Annotated in this window: 22 protein-coding genes; 10 read left to right on the top strand and 12 right to left on the bottom strand. The window is 63.6% G+C overall.

Annotated features, from left to right (window positions below):
- Positions 1-30: 30 nt before the first annotated feature.
- From DVK01_RS08025 to ahaH, 8 genes are all read right to left on the bottom strand, one after another.
- Positions 31-1,443: an ATP synthase subunit B gene (locus DVK01_RS08025; protein WP_004964535.1), complete on the bottom strand. Its 1,413-nt coding sequence runs from the start codon at positions 1,441-1,443 to the stop codon at positions 31-33.
- 2 nt (positions 1,444-1,445) lie between these two features.
- Positions 1,446-3,206 carry an ATP synthase subunit A gene (locus tag DVK01_RS08020; protein WP_101349150.1) on the bottom strand — a complete coding sequence of 587 codons (1,761 nt, stop codon included), beginning with the start codon at positions 3,204-3,206 and terminating at the stop codon, positions 1,446-1,448.
- A gap of 2 nt (positions 3,207-3,208) precedes the next feature.
- Positions 3,209-3,532 (bottom strand): V-type ATP synthase subunit F, encoded by a 324-nt coding sequence (locus DVK01_RS08015; RefSeq protein WP_053966473.1) that lies wholly within the window; start codon positions 3,530-3,532, stop codon positions 3,209-3,211.
- Positions 3,529-4,602: a V-type ATP synthase subunit C gene (locus DVK01_RS08010; RefSeq protein ID WP_101349149.1), complete on the bottom strand. Its 1,074-nt coding sequence runs from the start codon at positions 4,600-4,602 to the stop codon at positions 3,529-3,531. Before DVK01_RS08010 ends, DVK01_RS08015 begins: the two co-directional genes overlap by 4 nt.
- The gene (locus DVK01_RS08005; RefSeq protein ID WP_101349148.1) at positions 4,599-5,183 is read right to left on the bottom strand and encodes a V-type ATP synthase subunit E; all 585 of its coding nucleotides are present in this window, start codon (positions 5,181-5,183) and stop codon (positions 4,599-4,601) included. Before DVK01_RS08005 ends, DVK01_RS08010 begins: the two co-directional genes overlap by 4 nt.
- A gap of 22 nt (positions 5,184-5,205) precedes the next feature.
- Positions 5,206-5,466: a F0F1 ATP synthase subunit C gene (locus tag DVK01_RS08000; protein ID WP_004518385.1), complete on the bottom strand. Its 261-nt coding sequence runs from the start codon at positions 5,464-5,466 to the stop codon at positions 5,206-5,208.
- 218 nt (positions 5,467-5,684) lie between these two features.
- Entirely contained in the window at positions 5,685-7,925 is a 2,241-nt protein-coding gene (locus DVK01_RS07995) for a V-type ATP synthase subunit I (protein ID WP_101349147.1), read from the bottom strand.
- A complete protein-coding gene (gene ahaH, locus DVK01_RS07990) occupies positions 7,912-8,244 on the bottom strand; it encodes an ATP synthase archaeal subunit H (protein ID WP_101349146.1) in 333 nt (110 codons plus the stop codon). Before ahaH ends, DVK01_RS07995 begins: the two co-directional genes overlap by 14 nt.
- A 115-nt stretch (positions 8,245-8,359) precedes the next feature.
- Between ahaH and DVK01_RS07985 the strand changes: the two genes are divergently transcribed.
- Positions 8,360-8,980 carry a methyltransferase domain-containing protein gene (locus DVK01_RS07985; RefSeq protein ID WP_101349145.1) on the top strand — a complete coding sequence of 207 codons (621 nt, stop codon included), beginning with the start codon at positions 8,360-8,362 and terminating at the stop codon, positions 8,978-8,980.
- Between the two features lie 26 nt (positions 8,981-9,006).
- On the opposite strand, the gene DVK01_RS07980 is transcribed toward DVK01_RS07985, so the two are convergent.
- Positions 9,007-10,239 carry a hypothetical protein gene (locus tag DVK01_RS07980; RefSeq protein ID WP_101349144.1) on the bottom strand — a complete coding sequence of 411 codons (1,233 nt, stop codon included), beginning with the start codon at positions 10,237-10,239 and terminating at the stop codon, positions 9,007-9,009.
- Between the two features lie 154 nt (positions 10,240-10,393).
- Here DVK01_RS07980 and DVK01_RS07975 point away from each other — a divergent pair, with 154 nt between their 5' ends.
- The 7 genes from DVK01_RS07975 (at position 10,394) to DVK01_RS07945 (ending at position 15,866) form a co-directional block, all read left to right on the top strand.
- On the top strand, positions 10,394-11,488 hold the full coding sequence (locus DVK01_RS07975; protein ID WP_121536281.1) for a hypothetical protein: 1,095 nt from the start codon (positions 10,394-10,396) through the stop codon (positions 11,486-11,488).
- Between the two features lie 84 nt (positions 11,489-11,572).
- Positions 11,573-12,364, top strand: coding sequence for an electron transfer flavoprotein subunit beta/FixA family protein (locus tag DVK01_RS07970; protein ID WP_101349142.1), 792 nt, complete (start codon positions 11,573-11,575; stop codon positions 12,362-12,364).
- On the top strand, positions 12,364-13,314 hold the full coding sequence (locus DVK01_RS07965; protein ID WP_101349141.1) for an electron transfer flavoprotein subunit alpha/FixB family protein: 951 nt from the start codon (positions 12,364-12,366) through the stop codon (positions 13,312-13,314). The genes DVK01_RS07970 and DVK01_RS07965 overlap by 1 nt, the downstream gene beginning before the upstream one ends.
- 61 nt (positions 13,315-13,375) lie before the next feature.
- Positions 13,376-14,218, top strand: coding sequence for a polyprenyl synthetase family protein (locus DVK01_RS07960; RefSeq protein ID WP_101349140.1), 843 nt, complete (start codon positions 13,376-13,378; stop codon positions 14,216-14,218).
- Positions 14,219-14,263: 45 nt separating this feature from the next.
- Positions 14,264-14,827 (top strand): AAA family ATPase, encoded by a 564-nt coding sequence (locus DVK01_RS07955; protein ID WP_101349139.1) that lies wholly within the window; start codon positions 14,264-14,266, stop codon positions 14,825-14,827.
- Positions 14,824-15,246, top strand: a complete 423-nt coding sequence (locus DVK01_RS07950) for an RNA-binding domain-containing protein (RefSeq protein ID WP_121536279.1) — start codon at positions 14,824-14,826, stop codon at positions 15,244-15,246. The genes DVK01_RS07955 and DVK01_RS07950 overlap by 4 nt, the downstream gene beginning before the upstream one ends.
- Positions 15,243-15,866, top strand: coding sequence for an HAD family hydrolase (locus tag DVK01_RS07945; protein ID WP_101349137.1), 624 nt, complete (start codon positions 15,243-15,245; stop codon positions 15,864-15,866). The genes DVK01_RS07950 and DVK01_RS07945 overlap by 4 nt, the downstream gene beginning before the upstream one ends.
- 47 nt (positions 15,867-15,913) lie before the next feature.
- On the opposite strand, the gene DVK01_RS07940 is transcribed toward DVK01_RS07945, so the two are convergent.
- From DVK01_RS07940 to DVK01_RS07930, 3 genes are all read right to left on the bottom strand, one after another.
- The gene (locus DVK01_RS07940) at positions 15,914-16,258 is read right to left on the bottom strand and encodes a hypothetical protein (RefSeq protein ID WP_101349136.1); all 345 of its coding nucleotides are present in this window, start codon (positions 16,256-16,258) and stop codon (positions 15,914-15,916) included.
- Between the two features lie 92 nt (positions 16,259-16,350).
- On the bottom strand, positions 16,351-17,406 hold the full coding sequence (locus DVK01_RS07935) for a molybdopterin-dependent oxidoreductase (protein ID WP_101349135.1): 1,056 nt from the start codon (positions 17,404-17,406) through the stop codon (positions 16,351-16,353).
- A 51-nt stretch (positions 17,407-17,457) separates the two neighbouring features.
- Positions 17,458-18,420 carry a lamin tail domain-containing protein gene (locus DVK01_RS07930; protein WP_101351394.1) on the bottom strand — a complete coding sequence of 321 codons (963 nt, stop codon included), beginning with the start codon at positions 18,418-18,420 and terminating at the stop codon, positions 17,458-17,460.
- Between the two features lie 87 nt (positions 18,421-18,507).
- Between DVK01_RS07930 and DVK01_RS07925 the strand changes: the two genes are divergently transcribed.
- Both DVK01_RS07925 and DVK01_RS07920 read left to right on the top strand, forming a co-directional pair.
- Positions 18,508-19,401: a CBS domain-containing protein gene (locus tag DVK01_RS07925; protein WP_121536277.1), complete on the top strand. Its 894-nt coding sequence runs from the start codon at positions 18,508-18,510 to the stop codon at positions 19,399-19,401.
- A 121-nt stretch (positions 19,402-19,522) separates the two neighbouring features.
- Complete coding sequence (locus tag DVK01_RS07920) at positions 19,523-20,257, top strand: GNAT family N-acetyltransferase (protein ID WP_121511304.1); 735 nt, start codon at positions 19,523-19,525, stop codon at positions 20,255-20,257.
- The last annotated feature ends 1 nt before the right edge of the window (position 20,258 follow it).

Below are 20,258 nucleotides of genomic sequence, written 5' to 3'. Positions count from 1 at the left end.
GACGGGCGGCCGTGAGATGTAGGGCCGTCGTTACGCTTCGACGGCTTCTGCGGTCTCGTCCTCGCGGTAGTGCTCTTCGATGAGATCCTCGTCGATGCGGTTCAGCGCATCCTTCGGGAGCATCGAGAGCAGGTCCCAGCCGAGTTCGAGCGTCTCGTCGATACTGCGGGCCGTGTCGGTGCCCTGATCGACGAACTCCTCTTCGAAGCGGTCGGCGAAGTCCAGGTACTTGTTGTCCAGTTCCGACAGCGCCTCGCGACCGACGATGTTCACGAGGTCGCGCAGGTCCTCACCCTCCGCGTACGCGGCGAATATCTGGTCTTTCACGTCGGCGTGATCGGCGCGGGTCAGCCCCTCGCCGATACCGTCGTCCATCAGCCGCGACAGGCTCGGCAGGACGTTGATCGGCGGCTGGATGCCCTGGCTGTTGAGGTCGCGGTCGATGTAGATCTGGCCTTCGGTGATGTACCCGGTCAGGTCCGGAATCGGGTGCGTGTCGTCGTCGCCGGGCATCGTCAGAATCGGGAGCTGGGTCACGGAGCCCTCGCGGCCCTCGATTCGACCGGCGCGCTCGTAGAGCTGGGCCAGGTCGGTGTACATGTATCCGGGGTAGCCACGGCGGCCCGGGACCTCCTCACGCGCGGCACCGATTTCGCGCAGCGCCTCGCAGTAGTTGGTCATGTCCGTCAGGATGACCAGGACGTGGTAGTCCTTCTCGAAGGCGAGGTACTCGGCGGTCGTCAGGGCCAGCCGCGGCGTAATCGTCCGCTCGACGGCCGGGTCGTCCGCGAGGTTCATGAAGACGACCGAGCGTTCCAGCGCGCCGGTGCGCTCGAAGTCGTCCATGAACTCGTTTGCCTCTTCGGCCGTGATACCCATCGCGCCGAAGATGACTGCGAACTCCGAACCCTCGTCGTCTTCGCCGTCTTCCTCTTCCGGCACCGTCGCCTGTCGCGCAATCTGGAGCGCGAGGTCGTTGTGGGGCAGGCCGGAGGCGGAGAAGATCGGCAGTTTCTGCCCGCGGACGAGCGTGTTCATGCCGTCGATGGCCGAGACGCCCGTCTGGATGAACTCCTCGGGGTACTCCCGCGAGAAGGGGTTGATGGCTTCGCCGACGATGTCGCGGCGCTCGTCAGGAACGATTTCCGGGCCGCCGTCGATGGGCTGGCCGGTCCCGTCCATGACCCGCCCGAGGAGGTCCTCGGTGACGGGCATCTTCATCGTCTCGCCGAGGAAGCGAACCGAGGCGTCGCGGTCGATGCCTTCGGTCCCCTCGAACACCTGGATGGCGACGTAGTCGCTCGCAGATTCGAGCACCTGGCCACGGCGGGTCTCGCCGTCGCTGAGCTCGATTTCGACGATGTCGTCGTAGCCGACCGGTTCGTCGGTCTCGACGAACACCAGCGGTCCGCTGATCTCCGTGATTGTCTGGTACTCTTTCATTGTTAGTACAGCTCCCTGAGCTGTGACTCGATGTCGTCTTCGAGTTCGTCGATGTACTCGTTGTAGTCCTCCTGCACGCCGATACGGTTGAGCCGCGGCGCGGCGTCGATGTCGGTGATTTCCTCGACGGGAACGCCGGCATCGAGCGCCTCGAAGGCCGCATCGTTGTACGTCTTGGCGGCGTCCATGATGCGGTAGGTCTTCTCGGGCTCACAGAAGGTGTCGACGTCGTGGAAGGCGTTCTGCTGGAGCCACGCCTCGCGCAGGTAGCGGGCGATTTCCAGCGTCAGCTGCTGGTCTTCCGGCAGCGCGTCCTTCCCGACAAGCTGGACGATTTCCTGCAGTTCGGCCTCCTCATCCAGCGTGTCGATGGCCCACTGGCGCGTCTCCGGCCAGTCGTCCCGGACGTTCTCCTCGAACCACGGGTCGAGCTGGTCGCGATACAGCGAGTACGACTCGTTCCAGTTGATAGACGGGAAGTGCCGGCGTTCGGCGAGGTCGGCGTCCAGCGCCCAGAACGTCTTGACGATACGCAGCGTGTTCTGGGTGACCGGCTCCGAGAAGTCCCCGCCCGGCGGCGAGACGGCCCCGATGACCGAGACCGAACCCTCGGTACCGTTGATGTTCTCGAAGTACCCGGCACGCTCGTAGAACTCGCTCAGGCGAGCGGAGAGGTACGCGGGGTACCCCTCCTCGCCGGGCATCTCCTCGAGCCGGGAAGAGATTTCGCGCATGGCCTCGGCCCACCGGGAGGTGGAGTCGGCCATCAGCGCCACGTCGTAGCCCATGTCACGGAAGTACTCCGCGATGGTGATTCCCGTGTACACACAGGACTCACGGGCCGCGACGGGCATGTTGGACGTGTTGGCGATGAGGCAGGTCCGGTCCATCAGCGCGTTGCCGGTGGTCGGGTCTTCCAGTTCCGGGAAGTCCTCGATGACCTCGGTCATCTCGTTGCCACGCTCGCCACAGCCGACGTAGACGACGATGTCAGCGTCGGCCCACTTGGCGAGCTGGTGCTGGGTGACCGTCTTCCCGGAGCCGAAGGGACCCGGGATGGCGGCCGTCCCGCCTTTCGCAATCGGGAACAGGCCGTCCAGCACGCGCTGGCCGGAGATGAGCGGCTCCGTCGGGGTCTCCTTCTCGACGGTCGGCCGCTGCTGGCGCACCGGCCACTCCTGGTGCATCTGGATTTCCTCGCCGCTGTCCAGTTCGACAACCGTCTCCTCGACGGTGAAGTTGCCCGATTCGATGGCGACGACCTCGCCACCCTCGGAGTCGGGCGGGACCATCACTTTGTGATCGATACTGGGCGTCTCAGGGACAGTGCCGACGATATCGCCGGCTTCGACCTCGTCGCCTTCCTCGACTTCGGGGGTGAACTCCCAGGTCTTCTCCAGGTCAATGCCCGGCGCGTCGACGCCGCGGTCGAGGAACGCCGACCCCATCTTCTCTTCGAGCACGTCGAGCGGGCGCTGGACGCCGTCGTAGATGGCGTCGAGCATGCCCGGCCCGAGGTCCACGGAGAGGGGCGAGCCCGTCCCTTCGACGGGTTCGCCGGGGGAGACACCGGAGGTCTCCTCGTACACCTGAATCGTGGTGATGTTTCCTTCGATCTCGATGACCTCGCCCATCAGCCCTTCCGAGCCGACGTAAACGACGTCGTTCATCCGGGCGTCGAGGTCCCGAGCCGTTACGACCGGTCCCGAGACGCTTTCGATAATGCCGTCCTCGCGGACGTCTGTGTCTGTTGCTTGACTCATGGTTAGTCTTCGTCCATCAGGTCGATACCGATGGCTCGCTTGATCTGTTCACGCAGTCCGCCGCTCCCAGTGCCGCCGCCGAGCGTGACCATCACTGGCTCGACACTCGTCTCCGCGTCCTGCCGAACACCGCGTGAGAGGTGCGACAGGTCGTCGTCGTGCATTACGACGATGCCGACGTCGTCGTCGTTGAGCATCTCCTCGACGGCCTCGTCGAGTTGCTCGTCTTTCTCGTCGGCAGGCACGTCCGCGAACTTGCGGACGCCAGCTAGCCGAAAGCCCGTCGTGAACTCCGGGCTGCCGATGACAGCGATTTCCTGGCTCATAGTATCACCAGCTCCTGTTCGACTTCGTCGGGGCCGAGACCGGCCTCGCGACCGCGGGCGATGGCCCGGATGTTGTCGACCTCGCGTTCCTTCGCGAGAACGTAGGACAACACCGGACAGACCGACAGCGGATAGCGGTTCGAGAGCCGGTCAGCGTATTCGAGCAGCGCCGCGTCCAGCGCCCGCTCGAAGTCGATGAGGTTGTCGGCCTCCTCAAGCGCCGACAGCGCCTGATCGAGGTCCTCGCCGTACTTGCTCTCGCGGACGGCACTGACCAACTGGTCGAGATTCGTCGACAGCTGTGCGACCTCCTGGGCATCGAACAGCTGGCCGCCCTCGATGAAGTACTCCGAGGGGTCGATGTCCGCGCCGCTGCGGGCCAGCCGGAGCGCGTTCCGGAGGTTGCGGAAGTCGACTTCCGTCTCCAGGAACTCGACGTACAGCCCGGTCGGACTGTCGACCTCGGGGTTGTCCGGCAGTCCCGACAGCAACGTCTCGTAGAAGGCGCGGTCGAGCGCGTTCTCCAGGGGCACGAGGACGCCGCTTTCCTCGTACACGTCGAACGCCTCGGCCAGTGACTCGCCGAAGATGGTGTCGTCGAGTTGCTCGACGACCTCCTCGATAGAACCGGCGTTCAGCAGGTCCTCGATGCGGCGGTCGGCGAACTCGCCGGCCCGGATGAGGTCGTCCTCGACCTCCGTCCGCTCTGCGTCCGAGTAGAGCCCGCGGATAACGGTTTTGACGTTCCACACGTCGAACTTCCGCAGGTAGCGGGCGATGTAGTCGTACAGCGCCCCCTCGGACCAGCGAAGCAGGTCGTCGAAGTGTTTCGCGAGGTTACGGTTCAGCGCGTACTCCACGAGGTCGACGCCGTCGTACCGGGAGCCGAGCGCGTTCATCTCGGTCTCGTACTCTGTTTCCTCCATGAAGCGGGCGATTTCGCCCGTCCCCATGCGGACCAGCTTCCGGTAGTCGTCATCGTCGAACAGGGATGCGCTGCGGGCACGAACCCGTGCGATGACGTACTCGTAGTTGCTTCCCTGGCCGCTCGTTCCCGTTCGCGAACTCATTGGTCTTCGAACAGGCGGTCGCTGATTGCTTTCAGGTTGTCCTCCCAGACGTCCTCCAGGATGGAATCGAACGTGTTGTTCACACGGACCCGTGACTCACCGCTCTCGACGACGACGCCGCCGAGGCAGTCCCGTTCGCCGGCGTACGTCGCGCCATCGTAGTCATCGAGTACATCCTCGAGAAGCGACTGGTCCGACGCACGGCCGTACACCGACAGCTCGTCGCTGTCGCCGAATTCCTCGACAGCGGCGTCGAGCAGTGCGCGTGTCAGTTCCTCTCGTCTGTCCCCTTCGAGGGCCGCAAGCGCGTCCTCGACGTCACCGTGAACGTCTTCGAGGATGTCACGCCGGGCGTTGAGCCGAGCCTGTTTGGCCTCGAGCTTCGCGGAGGAGAGCCGCTGCTCTCGCTCCTGCTCGATGGTCCGCTCGACCTCTGCCTCGCGATCCTCTCGGATCTGCTCGGCGTCGGCCTCGGCATCAGCAATAATCTCCTCGGCACGTTCGTCGGCCTCGTCGCTAATCTCCTGAGCACGCGCGCGGGCCTCGTCGCGGATATCCTCTACGACTGTTTGAAGGCTCATTATTGGAAAAGACGGAGTGTTGTTAGACGACGAAGACGACGACAAGCGCGAGAATGACGAGCGTTTCCGGCAGGACTGTCAGGATGAGTCCGCGGCCGAACATGCTCTCGTCTTCTGCGATTGCGCCGACGGCGGCGGCCCCGATCCCACGTTCCGCATACCCCGAACCGAGCGCGGCGAGTCCGACGGCAAGCGCTGCGCCGGCTGAAGCCGGAATAGCTGGAGCACTGGCGGTACCTTCCTGCAGTACTGCGTTGACAAGGAGTGCGATGGTTTCGATCATGGATGTGTAGTCTCTGGAATTGCTCGTGTCCGAACAGGCGTATGTGAATCCACGTAGTTCATAAAGCTTCCCAAAACGGTTCGTCAGCGTGCTGTTCGGGCGGTTTAGCGGCTCAGCTGTGGTCGGTTGTGAGCGTGTAGCAGTCGACACCCGCAACGAAATTGGCAAAACCGGCAGTAAACAGCGGCGATTAGCCCGAATAGAAAGGAAGCGCGCGGTCAGTCCTCGGTCGTGTAGGTGCGTTCGTAGCCGAACGGGTTGTACCGCTTCCCGCCGCCTTCGAAGAACTTGCCGAAGAACTCCACGTACTCAAGTCGGACGCCCTGGAGTCCGGCGCTGGTGATGCCGAGCACCAGCACGAGTAGATGCCCGATGACCAGGATGAGAACCCCGACCAGCGCGGCGGCGATACCGGAGTGGATGAGCCCGGGGAACATGATCGCTTCCGCGCCGTATTCGGAGATTGCCCACTCAGGCCCGTGCCCGATGAGGAAGTGGAACTCACCGTCGTGTGAGTACGCGCCGAAGAACAGCAGATTGACCACGAAGGCCATCCCTGCCTTGGCCAGCAGTACGGCAGCCAGCCGCGTGTACGACAGGACGTTCACCAGCACGTTGAGGAACTCGACGACCTCGATTGGGTCGGCGAGCGCCAGCAGCACGAGGCCGGCAAAGAAGAGGATGAGCCACGCCGAGAACGGCGCACCCAGTCCCGGAATCGTGAAGAGATTGATCGCTGGCAGCCCAGTGAATCCCCATGCGTACGGATTCCCTGCGAAGACACCTGCCTCAGCGGTATAGAGGAAGTCTGGCGCTGCACCGTTCGCGCCGGAGAACACCCACGCCCAGAGGCCAAACAGCATCAGCAGCCACGACCCGCTTTCGGTGACGGCGTCCCAGAGGCTGTGGCTCAGGTTCTCGATGAAGTCGAATATCCAGCCCGCAGCGAGGTGGACCGTCCCGGCAAGCAGGCTGACTGTCAGCCACGCCAGCGCGTAGTCGGCGTAGTGCGGCTGGAGTCCCTTGTGCATCGGCGCGCTCTTGAATCCCAGCGCGGGCCAGAAGACGTTCGAAATGGTGTGCAAGCCGAACACCTCACCGTACAGCACACCGAACAGCGCGGTGAAGCCACCGGCCCACATCGCAACGCCGCCCAGGCTTTTGAGCACGTCACTGTCAACCTTCGAGTACAGCCCGTATCCGAGTGCGAGGTACAGGAGCCCGTAGCCGAGGTCACCGATCATGAACCCGAAGAAGGCCGGGAACGTCAGGAAGAAGGCGACCGTTGGGTCGAACTCGCCGTACTTCGGTCGGTTGACGACCTCGACGAGGTCCTCGAAGGGTCGCACGCCGCTCGGGTTGTCCTGAATGACCGGTGGGTCGTCGCTGCCCATCGTGATGACGCCGCCGTCAGCGACGGTTTCCTGCGGTTGGCGCTCGCTCTCCGGCTCGGGAGCATCGACCGAACTGCCGACCGGTTCGCCGCCGTTGCCGCCCTCGCGCTCGACTTCCTCGTGAGACTCCGCGTGCCCGTCGCTGTCGTACTCGGCGATTTCGATCCTGTCGATGTCGACAGCATCGCCGACAGCGCTCGAAAGGGCCTGCTCGAACTCCTCGTAGCGCTCGTTCGGAATCCACCCCTCGGCGATGAAGGCGTTTTCCGTCGTCGCGAAGGTGAGCGGCGCTTCGCCCTTCTGGGCCTCGATAGCCAGTTTCTCCTCGGCTGCGAGCAGGAATCCGGCGTGGTCGAGACGGAGTTCATTGAGTTCGTCTTCGACGGTCGAGAGCTTCGATTCGAGCTGCTGTTTCTCGTGTTCCAGCTCTTCGAGATATGACGTCGGGTCGCCGTCGCCTTCTGGGACTTCGAGCCGGGAGAACGTCGCCCCGACCAGTGCGTCCTGCAGAGCGTCTTCGTCGGCCTGTGCGAACACGGCGACGACGCCGTCCTCGGTGAACAGCTCGAACGTTTCGATGTCGCTAGCTGCAAGGACGGTCTCGATCTCGTCGCTGTCGCCCTCGCCGACGACGACTGACAGCGAGTCGTAGCCACGGAGCAGGTCGAGATCGATGCCAAGCGTGACGAACGGGGCCATCGTGTTGATCCGGTCCTCGACGGCCCGGAGTTCATCACGGACATCGTCGCGCCGGTCGTCGAGTTCGTTGACCGCCGTCCGCACCTCGTCGAGTTGCTCCTCGATCGCCTCGTCAGTGACAACTCGGGTCGGACCGGCGTCCTCCTCACTGACATCCAGAATTGACTGGAGCGAGCGAACCGTGACGAGCTTATCCGAGACCTCGTTGGTTCCCTCGAGCGAGTTCCCGGGTTCGAATCCGTCCCAGGAGCCGTCATACTCGGTGACGTGGAGCATATCGAGGTCGTGGACGGCCTCGATTGTCTGCTCCATCGCGCGTTTCGACCCCGTCACCGAGACGCGGCACATCTTCTCAGGTCTGAGCATGCACCGCCTCCTCGAACAGGTCTGTGACGTATTCGACTACCTCGTCGATCTGTTCACTGGCCTGCTGTTCGAGGTCTTCGCGAGCGCTCTCGCCGTCCTCGATGATCTGTTCGCGCTCGGCCTCGATCTCTTCGCGAGCCGCTTCAAGACGGTCTTCTGCGGCCGCGTCGGCCTCATCCCGCGCTGATTCGCGGATCTCCTCGGCCTCTTCCCGAGCCTCCGCGATGCGGTCTTCGCGGTCTTGTTCGGCCTCTGCGACGATCTCGTCGGCCTCCTGCTCGGCCTCCTGTATCCTGTCAAGAACTTCTGGCCGTGGCATTCTCTAATCATGTGAGCGTTGCCAGAGCGGCTATTTGGTAGTTGCGAAGTTTCTCCGTGTGAGACACCGGCCAAAATCCGGGGAATTATGACCGCCAAGTCCTAAGCTGGGGGTAATGGGAGTCCTCGAGAATAAAGCCCGCGCGCGGACGTTCTACAAGTATCTCTCGAAGGTGTACGACCAGATCAACCCCTTCATCTGGGACGAACGGATGCGCGACGAGGCGATCGCAATGCTCGACCTTGCGCCCGACGACAGAGTCCTCGATGTCGGCTGTGGCACCGGCTTCGCCACCGAGGGACTGCTCGAACACGTCGATACGGTGTACGGGCTCGACCAGAGCCCCCACCAGCTTTCGAAAGCCTTCGAGAAGTTCGGCAAGTTCGGTGACGTGCGCTACCACCTCGGTGATGCCGAACGACTCCCGTTCAAAGATGACAGCTTTGACGCGGTGTGGTCCTCAGGGTCCATCGAGTACTGGCCCAACCCCGTCGACGCGCTCGCTGAGTGTCGCCGACTGACCAAACCCGGTGGCAAGGTCCTCATCGTCGGTCCCGACTACCCGAACTCGACAGTCTTCCAGAAGATGGCCGATGCCATCATGCTGTTTTACGACGAGGAAGAGGCCGACCGGATGTTCACTGAGGCCGGCTTCGAGGAGTTCGAACACCACATTCAGCAGTCCCGACCGGGCAGCCCGCGTGCGATTACGACAATCGCAGAAGTCCCCGAATAACAGCGAGTTTCTACCTTCTCACGTCGTTACGCCGATCCGCTAACAGGCACTCGAACCCGTTCGCCGTCCTGTGTGGTGGCGGTAACCGTGTACTCCCCACGGGGTTCGACCGTCCAGAGAGTGCCGTCTGTCCCGGTCGTACCGATCCGCTTACCGTTTATTCTGACGGTCGCATCGGTCGGAGAGCCCGTGCTGTTATCAGTGGCCGTGATGAGCAGCGGGCCGGACTCGAAGGACTGCTGGACTCGAACCCGAACGGACTGGTTCACACCCGCCGCCACTTCCGACCGGTCGACCGTCGTCAGTTCGAGAGTCTGCGTCTCGTAGAAGACGTTCGTCGTCCCGCCGTCGAGATAGGCCGTCAGTTGTCCGTTGGAGTGATCAGCCTGAATCTGGTAGATGGCACTCCGACCGTATGTCTGAACAGACGGGTACTGCTCGCTGTAGAGCCACGGATAGAGGGTCTCTGCCCGCGTGTTGACCGCACCGAGAGAGTCGTTGGTCTGTGCGAACTGGTCAACTGCCGTCTGTTCGCGGTCCTGTCCGAGATACGTCTCACGCGTGTATTGGCCGTCTGCGACTGTAGACAACATATACCCTTCTGAGGACGCCTCAACGTACACCGCGTTCGGCTCGACCGTCCCGGCGGTCTCGTCGCTGATACGCTGACTTATCGGGCCGCGGTACGTCTTGAGCACGCCTCTGCTGTTCTCCAGGCGGAAGCGCTGCGCCGGTGAGAGCGAGTAGTCCGGCGCGGTGCCGGCGGTGGCCCGGATACGGTCGAGCCGGGTGGCCAACTGACGTGACTCAGCGTCGATCAGTGCACGCTGTCGCAGGAACTCTGTCGCGGTTATCACACCGCTGGCGTATTGCTGGATGGCGGCCTGATTCCGTCGTTCGAGACTCGCTCGCTGGCTTTCGATATCGGTCAGCGTCTCGTCGACGAGGCGGTCGCGAGCGGCCTCGCTGTCCTGCTGGAAGAACTGCCGCTCAAACGTCGTCGTCGCGTAATCGCTCCGGAGGTCACTGGATCCGGTTGCAACCGCGACGCCGACGTCGATTGAGGACCGGTTGTACGTCGTTGACCTGACATCACTGGCTGGGATCGCGAGATGGTTCGTCGTGTTGTCGACGGCCGTGATCTGTGGTAACTGATCGCTGCCGTCAGCGGTCTGGGCTGGCGAGGCTGCCCCAGTCACCGGGGCAGCCACGGAAACAACCATGAGGAGGATCACACCGACTGCGGGGAGGGGACGCATCACCGACGAATACTCACCCACTGTACAAAAATCTCCCCATTCTCCATATATCAATAATCGTCTGAGAAGGCACGAGACGTTTCAAAGCGCCCGCTGACGTTTTATTCTCGGATGGAAAGGGTTTTGCCCCCAGAACGTTCATCGATGAACGAGAATGACCCCGCGGGTTTCAGGTGCCCTCCTCCTCCTTGTCCTGCTTGCCCTGTTTGCGACCCCGCCGCTCGCGACAGCGGCGACAGCGGATACTGTCTCCGCACAACAGACAACCGGGACGCCGGCACCGGTCGCGGAAAACACGACGTTCGCCCTCCAGATACAATCGAACGGCGACGCCAAGTGGACGATAACAGACACCTACGCGCTTGACGAAAGCGAAACTGAGTCGTTCAGAGACACCGGTGAGCAGTTCGCTGGCGACGGCGAGGCGGTATGGCTACCAGCATTTCGGGAGGCAAAAGACGAGGCCAGTACGGTCACCGGTCGTGAGATGGAGATCACTAACGTCGACCGTCGGTACGAGGTGTCAGACCGCAGAGGGCAACTGATCCTCGAGTTTACCTGGACGAACTTCGCGGTTGTCACCAGCGAGAACGTCGTCGTCGGTGACGCGTTCAATTCAACGGACGGCACGTGGTTCGGGACGCTGACTGCAGACCAGCGACTCGTTATCTCGCCGCCGGCTGGGTACGGTGTAGAGAGCGCCCCGAGCGCCGTAGACGACGGAAAGCTGGTTTTCGAGGGGCGTCGGACGTTCGAGCCGGGATACCTGTCCGTCGTGTACACTGGCGAACAACCGACGACCGAAACGCCGACGGGGACCCCGGAGTCGATCTTCAGTGGCATCGGCTCGGCCTGGATCGGCGGCGTTGTGCTGATGTTGCTACTCGTTGGTGCCGTCGGGTACATGTTCAAAACGGGATACACTGACGGGCTGCCATCAATCGCAGCCGGGACCGACGACGAGGGAGACGACAGTACTGGGACGGCAGCCGCAACGAGCGACACCACGGCCTCAGATGATGTCGATGTCGAACTGCTGAGCGACGAGGAACGCGTCGAACGGCTCCTCGAAGAAAACGGCGGTCGGATGAAGCAGGCGCGCATCGTCTCCGAGACCGGCTGGTCGAACGCGAAGGTGTCCCAGTTGCTCTCATCAATGGACGACGAAGGGCGGATCGACAAACTCCGCATCGGCCGGGAGAACCTCATTTCGTTCCCGGACGAGGATATCACCGACTTCGACGAGTGAGCCACAGGACAGCCTGAGCGTAAACAAGCCGGGCGTGGTTTCTGGTTCGGAAACGTTTATTCGCTGTCCGATCGGACTGCCGATATGAAAATTCTTGTCACGGTGAAGGAGGTGGCAGCCGTCGACGACGAGTTCGAGATCGACGGACTCGCTATCGACGACCGATATGTCACAGCCGACCTCAACGAGTGGGACGAGTACGCTGTCGAAGAGGCCGTCCAGATAAAGGAGGCCCACGACGATGTCGAGGTCGTCACCGTCACCATCGGCCCGTCCGAAACCGACGAGACGATCCGACAGGCACTGGCGAAAGGGGCCGACCGCGCGATCCGTGTCTGGGACGACGCACTCGCCGACGCCGGCCTGCTGGACCCCGAGACGAAGGCCGAGGTGCTGGCCGCTGTCGCCGCCGAGGAAGACCCCGATCTGGTGCTGACTGGCGTTCAGTCCGCCGACGACGGATTCGGGGCGACCGGTGTCACGCTGGCCGATAAACTCGACATGGAATGGGGCGCTGTCGTCAACGACCTCGACCTCGATCTGGAGGCAGGTGTTGCAAGCGTCCACCGTGAACTGGAAGGCGGCGTCGAGGAACTCACCGATATCGAAATCCCCGCTGTACTGACGATACAGACCGGGATCAACGACCCACGCTACGCGAGCCTTCGGGGCATCCGGCAAGCTCAGAGCAAGGAACTCGCGGAGTACAGCCTAGTAGATGTCGGACTAGACGCGGCTGAAATCGAGAGCCCGCTGGAACAGACCTCGCTGTACGAGCCGGAAACCGAGGGCGAGGCGACGGTGTTCGAAGGGAGTCCCGAGGAGACGGCGGCCGAGTTGGCTGAACTGCTCGCGGAGAAGGGGGTGACCAGCTAATGTCGGTCCTCGCTATCGCCGAACACCGGCGCGGGGAACTCCGACCGGTGAGCCTAGAACAGCTAGCAGCCGGTCGCGCTCTCGCAGACGAACTCGGCGGCGAGCTACACACCGCCGTCATCGGCGGTGATGTCGAGGCGTTTGGATCGGATCTGAACCGTGAGGGCGTTGATATTGTCCACACCGTCGATATCGGCGAGGAGTTCAACCACGACGTGTACACGCAGGCCGTCACCCAGCTGGCCACGGAACTGAACCCGACCGTTCTCCTGATGCCCAACAGCGTCAACGGCCTCGATTACGCGCCGGCAGTCGCCAACCGACTGGGCCGGCCGCTCGTGACCGACGTGGTCGACATCGACGCCGAAGACGGCCTCACCGCGACCAGAGAGCTGTACGGCTCGAAAACCGAGACGACAATCGACGTGCACGCCGAGCAGGCGGCCGTGACCATCCGCCCGGCCGAGTGGCCGACAATCGAGGCGGACGGTGACGCCACAATCGAGGCATTCGACGCGACCATCGATGAGAGTGCCGTCAAGTCCACGGTGAAGGGCTTCGAGGAGGTCGGCGGTGGCGACATCGACATCACTGACGCCGACGTGCTGGTGTCCGTCGGCCGCGGTATCGAAGAAGAGGAGAACCTCGACATTATCCACGACCTCGCCGAGGCACTGGACGCGACGGTGTCGGGTTCACGGCCGCTCATCGACAATGGCTGGCTGGAGAAGGACCGCCAGGTCGGCCAGAGCGGGAAGGTCGTTACTCCGGACGTGTACATCGCCATCGGTATCTCCGGGGCCGTCCAGCACGTCGCCGGGATGAAGGGCTCGGATACGATTGTCGCCATCAACACCGACCCGAACGCACCGATCTTCGACATCGCCGACTACGGTATTCAGGACGACCTGTTCGAGGTCGTCCCGGCACTCATCGAGCAGTTCCAGTAGCCGCGACCCACTGAATCGCGGGTGACAAGGTACTTTTTATGGTAGTCCTAAGGGGGCGGTAATGGAGTATCTCGAGCGCCGGCGAGACCGGGTCGAGGAGCGCTTGGAGGCGGTTCTCGACAGCGTGGAGCCGGATGAACTCGCAGATGAAGTGCGTCACGTGGCGCTTTCCGGGGGAAAGCGAGTTCGGCCGACGGTGACAGTGCTGGTTTGTGAGGCGCTGGGCGGGGAGCCGGGCGATGCCGTCGATTTCGCGGTCGGCATCGAACTCGTCCACAACGCCTCGCTGGTCATCGACGACATCATCGACGAGTCAGAGCTCCGGCGGGGTTCTCCGGCCGCCTGGGAGGCCTTCGGCCACGGCCCGGCTATCATCGCCTCTGACGGCCTGCTCGGCGAAGCGTTCAATCTCTTTTCGACGGACGAGCGCGCCATGCAGACCGTCTCCGAGTCGATGGTCGAACTCGGCGAAGGCGAGGCCATGGAGCTGGTCGCAGAGCCCTCCAACGAGAGGGAGTACATGGAACTGGCCCGTCGGAAGACCGGGGCGCTGTTCCGCGCTGCGGCAGAACTGGGGGCAATCGCGGCCGACTCGGACCCGTACACGGTCGAGGCGGTCGGGCAGTACGCCGAACGGGTCGGCGTGGCCTTCCAGATGCGTGACGACGTGCTCGATGCGACAGCCGACGCCGAAACGCTGGGCAAGCCGGCCGGGACCGACGCGGAGATGGAACGACCGTCGCTGGTGGAAGTGACGGAGCTGACGACCGAGGAGGCAAACGAGCGGGCGCGGGCTGAATCCGACGCCGCCCTGGAGTCGCTATCGACCATCGACGCCCCGGAGTCCCAGTCGATGGAGTACCTGCGGGACCTCGCGGAGTTCGTCGTCGTCCGCGAGCGGTGAGCCCGAACGGGAGGGCTTTTGCCCGCTGCTCGATTACGCCCGGCAATGACAGTTATCGGTATCGTCGGGCTGCCGGGCAGCGGGAAAAGCGAGGCAGCGAACGTCGCCGCCGAGATGGACGTGCCGGTCGTGACGATGGGCGACGTCATCCGCGAGGAGTGCCGTGACCGCGGGCTTGACCCCGCATCGGACCACGGAACGGTCGCGAAGGCGCTTCGAGAAGAGAACGGCCCTGCCGCCATCGCCGAGCGCTCGCTACCGATGATTGAGGCGGAACTCGAATCGAATGACACCGTCCTCGTCGACGGTATTCGGTCGGACGTGGAGGTTGAAGCGTTCGAATCGGCCTTTGGCGACGCGTTCCTGCTCGTCGAGATAGACGCCCCGTTCGAACTGCGGGCCGAGCGACTCGACATCCGGGGGCGGGACACTTCGGCCGAAGACGGCGGCGAGTCGCTTGAGGACCGTGACGCTCGCGAACTCGGCTTCGGGATGGGCGAGGCCATGGACATGGCCGACCTGACTATCGAGAACACGGAGACGCTGGCCGCGTTCCAGCGGACTGTTCGCACACTGATTCGGGACGGGTCGGAGGCGCTTAACCAATGAGCGCCGTCTACGCCGTCGACATCCAAATCAAAGCGCCCGTCAACGACACCGAGGTAACCGACCGGGTTGCAGACGCAGTTCGGACCCTCTTCCCGGAGGCCGACCCGACACACCAGCAGGGCGCACTCGTCGCCGAGGTCCACACGATGGACGGGTTCTCTGAGCTACTCCACCGGCGGGAAATCCTCGATACGGCGCGGTCTGTCTTCTTCGACAATCTGGAGGGGGACACCTTCGCGTTCGACGTGAAGAAGCAAGCGGCGTTCGAGGGACGCATAAACTTCGCAGTCGGTGACCCCTCCGAACTCGGTGACATCCGCGTGAACGTGACCGTCAACGAACCGTCGGCCGAGGAGTATATCAACTACGTCGCGCCGCCGACCGAAGACGGCCAGCCGGTCTACGACGAAGACTCATGACGACGACCATCTGTTTCGACCTTGACGACACAGTCGTCCACTATCCGGAGCCGTACAAGAACATTATCCGAAGGACCGTCGAAGCCCATGGTATCGAGTACACCGACGAGCTTCGGGCCGTTAGCAAGGAGGTATTTTATACGGCCTTCGAGGCGCTGGAGCCGGACCCGTACCGCCAGTCGATGGCCGCGGTCGCCGAAGCGGCCGGGGCAGACGTTGACCTCGATGCGCTGGTCGAGACGCTCAAGCAGACCGAGTTCGCGTCGACGACCGTCCCCGACACAGCCCGGGACAGCCTGACCGCACTTGCCACCGACAATCGGCTCGCGATTGTCACCAACGGAATCCGGGAGCGGCAGGTCGCCAAGCTCGACCACCACGGGCTGACCGACCTGTTCGACCTTGTTGTCGCCTCCTACGAGGTCGGCGCACACAAGCCCGACAGCGCGCCGTTCGACCGGGTCCGGGAAGAGCTACCGGCCGACGAATACGTGATGGTCGGCAACGAGTACGAAACCGATGTCGAAGGCGCACGTAACGCGGGCTTCGTGCCGATTCATTACGAGTCGGGTGATGACAGCGGGCCGGACCTCTGGGATTCTATCGACGCGCTGGTGTAGCGCACGGAGCCATCGGTACGGAGCGGCGTACTGGAAGCGGCCGACAATCAGGTCAGTACAGCGGTAAGGATAACGCCGGTGTTCCACGCCGTGACCACGACGCCGAGTAGCGCCAGCCCGAGCGGGACACCGATTGAGTACGGCCGAGAAACGTACTTCCAGATGGCGAAAAAGCCCACGAACACGGCGGCTTTCAGGCCGGTCAACACCAGCACCGCATGCTGTGCAAGCAGTAGCTTGACAACGGGGCTGAGTTCCGTCACCCCGGTAATACTGTAGCCGACGAGCGTCGTGACGAGGTCGCCGACGCCGAAAAAGGCGACGGCAACCGCCCACAGAGCAATGGCAGTGTTCGAGGGACCGGTGAGTCGGGCGGGGTGTCGCCAGTTCATACCACCCGGTACCGCGACACAGTACTTCGTTAGTAGTAGCTTCAATGACAGCTACACCGGTAAGCTCTCTTTTCGAAGGGTGTGGGCGTCGTTCAGAATCCGCTCACGAATATCGCGATCCACTCCCCGAGTTCGCGGCGCTTGCTGACCCGCACCGAATCGACCCACTTCACCCACTGAAACCCCCGACGGCCGGGCGCAACGAGTCGGAGGGGGTAGCCGTGTCCGTGGGCCAGGGGTTCGCCGTCGACGTGTGTGGCCAGCACGGCGTCGCGGGCCTCTAAGAGCGGGAGACTCCACCGGTAGCCAGTAATAGAGCGGAACTGGACCCACGCCGCCGCGTCGTCGGGGTCGGCGGCGTCGAGCAGGTCACCGACGCGAACGCCCTGCCACTCGTGACCGGAGTACCAGCCGCTCGTGCAGTCAAGCACCGCCGGTTCGGTCGCGTCCGGCGAGAGGTCGGCTGCGGCGTAGCTGGTCTCGCTGGCGACCCGGCCACCGACCGACAACGACCACTCGGCCGCGTCGACCGGGTCCGGATCGTCGGCGACCCAGCTAGTGACTGGGAACCGGTTGCCGTCACCGGTCCCGTCCTCCCGCGAGCCGGTGTACCTGCGGTCCGCGCCGGCCGTACCGAGTGCGTCGTTGACTGGCCCCTGGAGTCGCCAGATCAGTGCCCCCGTGGTTACCAACCCAGCGTACCGGAGAACGTCACGGCGGCCGCCGCGGGTGGCCTCTGCTGGGGAGTAAAACCGGGTTCGGAGATGCATCAGCAACAGCAGCGGGACCAGCAGGCCGAGCGCGACGTGGAGGTGAAACAGCCCCCACGGACCGAGGTCGAGCGTGCCGCCGAATATCCACCAGACGCCGGTGCCAAGCGCCCCCAGCGTGACCGCTGCCAGACCGACCGAGAGGACACGGGCCGCAGTGAGCCGCGACGGCGCGACACGGTGGACCACACGGTGGAGCTTCACCGGCAGCAGGAGCGTCAGCACCACGCCGGAGAGCGCGTGGAGGTCGATTATCCACGCACTGCTGGGAATACCTGCGAAGATGGTGGCGATACCTGTGGCAAGCAGCGTCGCCACCGCCGCGAACAGCCCCCAGTCGACCGCCCGTGGCGTTGGCGTCAGCCGGTGGATGGCCATGGTACCGGTTAGCACCGGAGCGGCTTATACTGCCGTGACAGCGCAGCGGCGTCAGTACGACTGCCGGAGGAGCGGCTCACCGCTGGCGTTTCGGACCGTGACAGTGTCACCGTCGTTGTTCCAGACTGCCCCGTTCCGGCCCCAGTACCGCTCGGTCACAGTGTCGGTGCCGCGACCGGTGTAGAGGGTGACCGAGTCGTTCGGGCCGAGGGTCAGGTTCGCAAACGTGTACTGGTGCCCCGCAGCGTCGCTGACCGTCCACCCGGAGAGGTCGACCGACTCGTCGCCGGCGTTCGTGAGCGTGAGGTACTCGTCGTTCAGGTTCTCGTGGTCGTTTCCTGCCGCATCGGCGTGGATCGTCGCAATTTCGACACCGCTGGTGCTCTCGGTGATAGCCCCGCTGTCGGCGGTATCCGTCCGGGTCGTAGCGCCCGGGTCCGTACAGTGCCAGAGCCCGCGCCGGTCGGAGCGCGCGGCGTCCTCGGCCGCGTAAAATCGCTCGGTTCGCGTGAATTCGCTGTCGTAGACACGCGCGCGGCCAGTCTCGACGAGTCGGTAATTGAACAGCACTTCCTCGTGAACGACGTAGGCCAGTAGTCGGTCGTAGTAGCCCCGCCGGTTCAGATTCGAATCGAAGGCGAGTCCCACTGTCTCGCCGAGGAGCCGCTGTTTGGCGAGCGCCGAGGCGTTCGTGCCGGCCCCGCGGAGGCAGGCCGACCCGGCGTCGGTCTCGGGGACGCCCTCGAACTCCGCGGGGTCGGTCTCGGTGTGGACTTCGGGAGTATCGACGCCGACGAGTCGGACCGTGTCGCCAGTCCCGTTCTCGTAGGCAATCTGTATCGTATCGCCGTCGACGACGGCCGTGACGGTAACGGTGACGACTGCGTGTGGCACGTCGATTGCTGACTGGCCGTCAGCGGCGGCCCCCGTCGACTGCGACGGCGAGCCGGCGAAGCCGCTACAGCCGGCAGCCACCACGAGAACGACGACGAAACCGAACACGGGCCATCGCATCGGATAGACCTTGTCGGCCGGCGGCACAAGTGTGACGGTGCCGCTGGGCGGACTGTTATAGGTTTGCCACGAGTGGGTGTCCGTACAATGCTCGTCCCGCTGCCAGTCAGAGAGATTATGCGGACACCGGTCAAGACTATCAGTCCTGACGCTCCGGTCATCGAGGCGGCCCAGCGCCTCCGCGACGAGGATATCGGCTCGCTCGTCGTCGAGGACGGCGGCAGCTGCGTCGGCATCATCACGGAGAGTGACATCGTCGCTGTCACCGCAGCCGAGGGCGATACCAGAGCGCTGTCAGTCGGCGACGTGATGGCCGAGACACTGGTGACGGTCACCCCCGAAGTGGACATCGAAACAGCCGTCGAACGGCTCCGGACGAACAACGTCAAGAAACTGCCCGTCGTCGAGGACGGCGAACTTGTCGGGATTGTTACAATAACCGACATCTCTGACTACATCCCATACCTCAGGCGGGCAGGGGGAGCGACTGACGAGCCGTCACAGCGAGAGCGGTTCACCCGGCCGGACACGCTGTACGAGGACGAGGACTGGACCTTCGAGAGCTACGGGACTGCCGACGGTATCGACGTCGGTGACCACGTCCGGTTCAGCAAGACGATAACGCAGGGCGACGTGGAGGCCTTCGCTGAGGCCAGCGGTGACACGAACAGACTCCACCTCGACACGGCATTCGCGGACGGGACACGGTTCGGCCGCCGAATCGTTCACGGCACACTCGTCTCCGGCGTCATCAGCGCGGCCTTGGCCCGGCTCCCCGGGCTGACCATCTACCTCTCGCAAGAGCTGAGCTATCAGGGACCCGTCGACATCGACGAGGAGGTCACGGCCCGCTGTGAGGTCGTCGAGCGCATACAGGACAACCGGTTCCGGCTGGCCACAGCCGTCGATGACTCAGAGGGGAACTGCGTCATCGAGGGCGATGCCGTCGTCATCTCCGACCCGATTCCGGACACGGCCTGAGCTGACAGGTAAGCCCGCCTCGGCACGCTCGGCCGGGACTGATCGCACAGGAAACCACCGCAACAATGGTTTGTGTTACCAAACAACAATTGTTAATAATCTGCTAGTATATATGCTCGACATGGACGCTGTTGAACGGCCGACTTTCGAGACGAGCGCGGCGATGGAGGTGTATCAGTACGTCGAGCGACACGGGACCGCGGCGCGCCACAGGGTCCGCGAGGCGGTGGATCTATCGCCGGAGGCATTCGAGGAGGCCCTGACACACCTCTTGTCGAAGGGATACATCGAGGACGATGGCGGGACCCTGACGCTGGCGCTCGACGTCGGCTCCGTCGAGCAACACACCACGGACGGGCTGACGTACACGATTCGGCCGGCCCGTAACGACGATTTCGAGGGGCTCGTCCAGACGATTCGGAACGTCTCCAGCGACGGCACCTACGTCGTCGCCGAGAGCGTCGCCGAGCAGTTGCTGTACGAGGACGCCGTCACGCGGCACAACACGGTCGAGTCGCGGGTGTTCTTCGTCGCCACAATCGACGGCGAGGTCGTCGGCTGGTGTCACCTCGACATCCCGCAACTGGACAAGCTCCGCGAGACGGCCCAGCTCACCGTCGGCGTCAGGGAGGAACGGCAGGGACAGGGCATCGGCAGCCAACTCATGGAACGCGGGCTGGACTGGGCACGGGCCAACGGTTACCGGAAACTGTACAACAGCGTGCCGGCGATAACGGAGAACGCGATGGTGTTCCTCGAAGACCACGGCTGGCACACCGAAGGAATCCGGCGGAACCACTACACCGTCGACGGCGAGCAGGTCGACGAGGTGATGATGGCCTACACGTTCGAGTGAG

It is taken from the genome of Haloarcula sp. Atlit-120R (assembly GCF_003665885.1).
Lineage (GTDB): Archaea > Halobacteriota > Halobacteria > Halobacteriales > Haloarculaceae > Haloarcula > Haloarcula taiwanensis.
Note: the sequence above shows the minus strand (reverse complement) of the source record. Positions and strands in the feature narration are given on the sequence as shown.

Coding starts and splice junctions, on each gene's coding strand:
- DVK01_RS08025 (WP_004964535.1), bottom strand. CDS start 1,443: ATGAAAGAGTACCAGACAATCACGGAGATCAGCGGACCGCTGGTGTTC.
- DVK01_RS08020 (WP_101349150.1), bottom strand. CDS start 3,206: ATGAGTCAAGCAACAGACACAGACGTCCGCGAGGACGGCATTATCGAA.
- DVK01_RS08015 (WP_053966473.1), bottom strand. CDS start 3,532: ATGAGCCAGGAAATCGCTGTCATCGGCAGCCCGGAGTTCACGACGGGC.
- DVK01_RS08010 (WP_101349149.1), bottom strand. CDS start 4,602: ATGAGTTCGCGAACGGGAACGAGCGGCCAGGGAAGCAACTACGAGTAC.
- DVK01_RS08005 (WP_101349148.1), bottom strand. CDS start 5,183: ATGAGCCTTCAAACAGTCGTAGAGGATATCCGCGACGAGGCCCGCGCG.
- DVK01_RS08000 (WP_004518385.1), bottom strand. CDS start 5,466: ATGATCGAAACCATCGCACTCCTTGTCAACGCAGTACTGCAGGAAGGT.
- DVK01_RS07995 (WP_101349147.1), bottom strand. CDS start 7,925: ATGCTCAGACCTGAGAAGATGTGCCGCGTCTCGGTGACGGGGTCGAAA.
- ahaH (WP_101349146.1), bottom strand. CDS start 8,244: ATGCCACGGCCAGAAGTTCTTGACAGGATACAGGAGGCCGAGCAGGAG.
- DVK01_RS07985 (WP_101349145.1), top strand. CDS start 8,360: ATGGGAGTCCTCGAGAATAAAGCCCGCGCGCGGACGTTCTACAAGTAT.
- DVK01_RS07980 (WP_101349144.1), bottom strand. CDS start 10,239: ATGCGTCCCCTCCCCGCAGTCGGTGTGATCCTCCTCATGGTTGTTTCC.
- DVK01_RS07975 (WP_121536281.1), top strand. CDS start 10,394: ATGACCCCGCGGGTTTCAGGTGCCCTCCTCCTCCTTGTCCTGCTTGCC.
- DVK01_RS07970 (WP_101349142.1), top strand. CDS start 11,573: ATGAAAATTCTTGTCACGGTGAAGGAGGTGGCAGCCGTCGACGACGAG.
- DVK01_RS07965 (WP_101349141.1), top strand. CDS start 12,364: ATGTCGGTCCTCGCTATCGCCGAACACCGGCGCGGGGAACTCCGACCG.
- DVK01_RS07960 (WP_101349140.1), top strand. CDS start 13,376: ATGGAGTATCTCGAGCGCCGGCGAGACCGGGTCGAGGAGCGCTTGGAG.
- DVK01_RS07955 (WP_101349139.1), top strand. CDS start 14,264: ATGACAGTTATCGGTATCGTCGGGCTGCCGGGCAGCGGGAAAAGCGAG.
- DVK01_RS07950 (WP_121536279.1), top strand. CDS start 14,824: ATGAGCGCCGTCTACGCCGTCGACATCCAAATCAAAGCGCCCGTCAAC.
- DVK01_RS07945 (WP_101349137.1), top strand. CDS start 15,243: ATGACGACGACCATCTGTTTCGACCTTGACGACACAGTCGTCCACTAT.
- DVK01_RS07940 (WP_101349136.1), bottom strand. CDS start 16,258: ATGAACTGGCGACACCCCGCCCGACTCACCGGTCCCTCGAACACTGCC.
- DVK01_RS07935 (WP_101349135.1), bottom strand. CDS start 17,406: ATGGCCATCCACCGGCTGACGCCAACGCCACGGGCGGTCGACTGGGGG.
- DVK01_RS07930 (WP_101351394.1), bottom strand. CDS start 18,420: ATGCGATGGCCCGTGTTCGGTTTCGTCGTCGTTCTCGTGGTGGCTGCC.
- DVK01_RS07925 (WP_121536277.1), top strand. CDS start 18,508: ATGCTCGTCCCGCTGCCAGTCAGAGAGATTATGCGGACACCGGTCAAG.
- DVK01_RS07920 (WP_121511304.1), top strand. CDS start 19,523: ATGGACGCTGTTGAACGGCCGACTTTCGAGACGAGCGCGGCGATGGAG.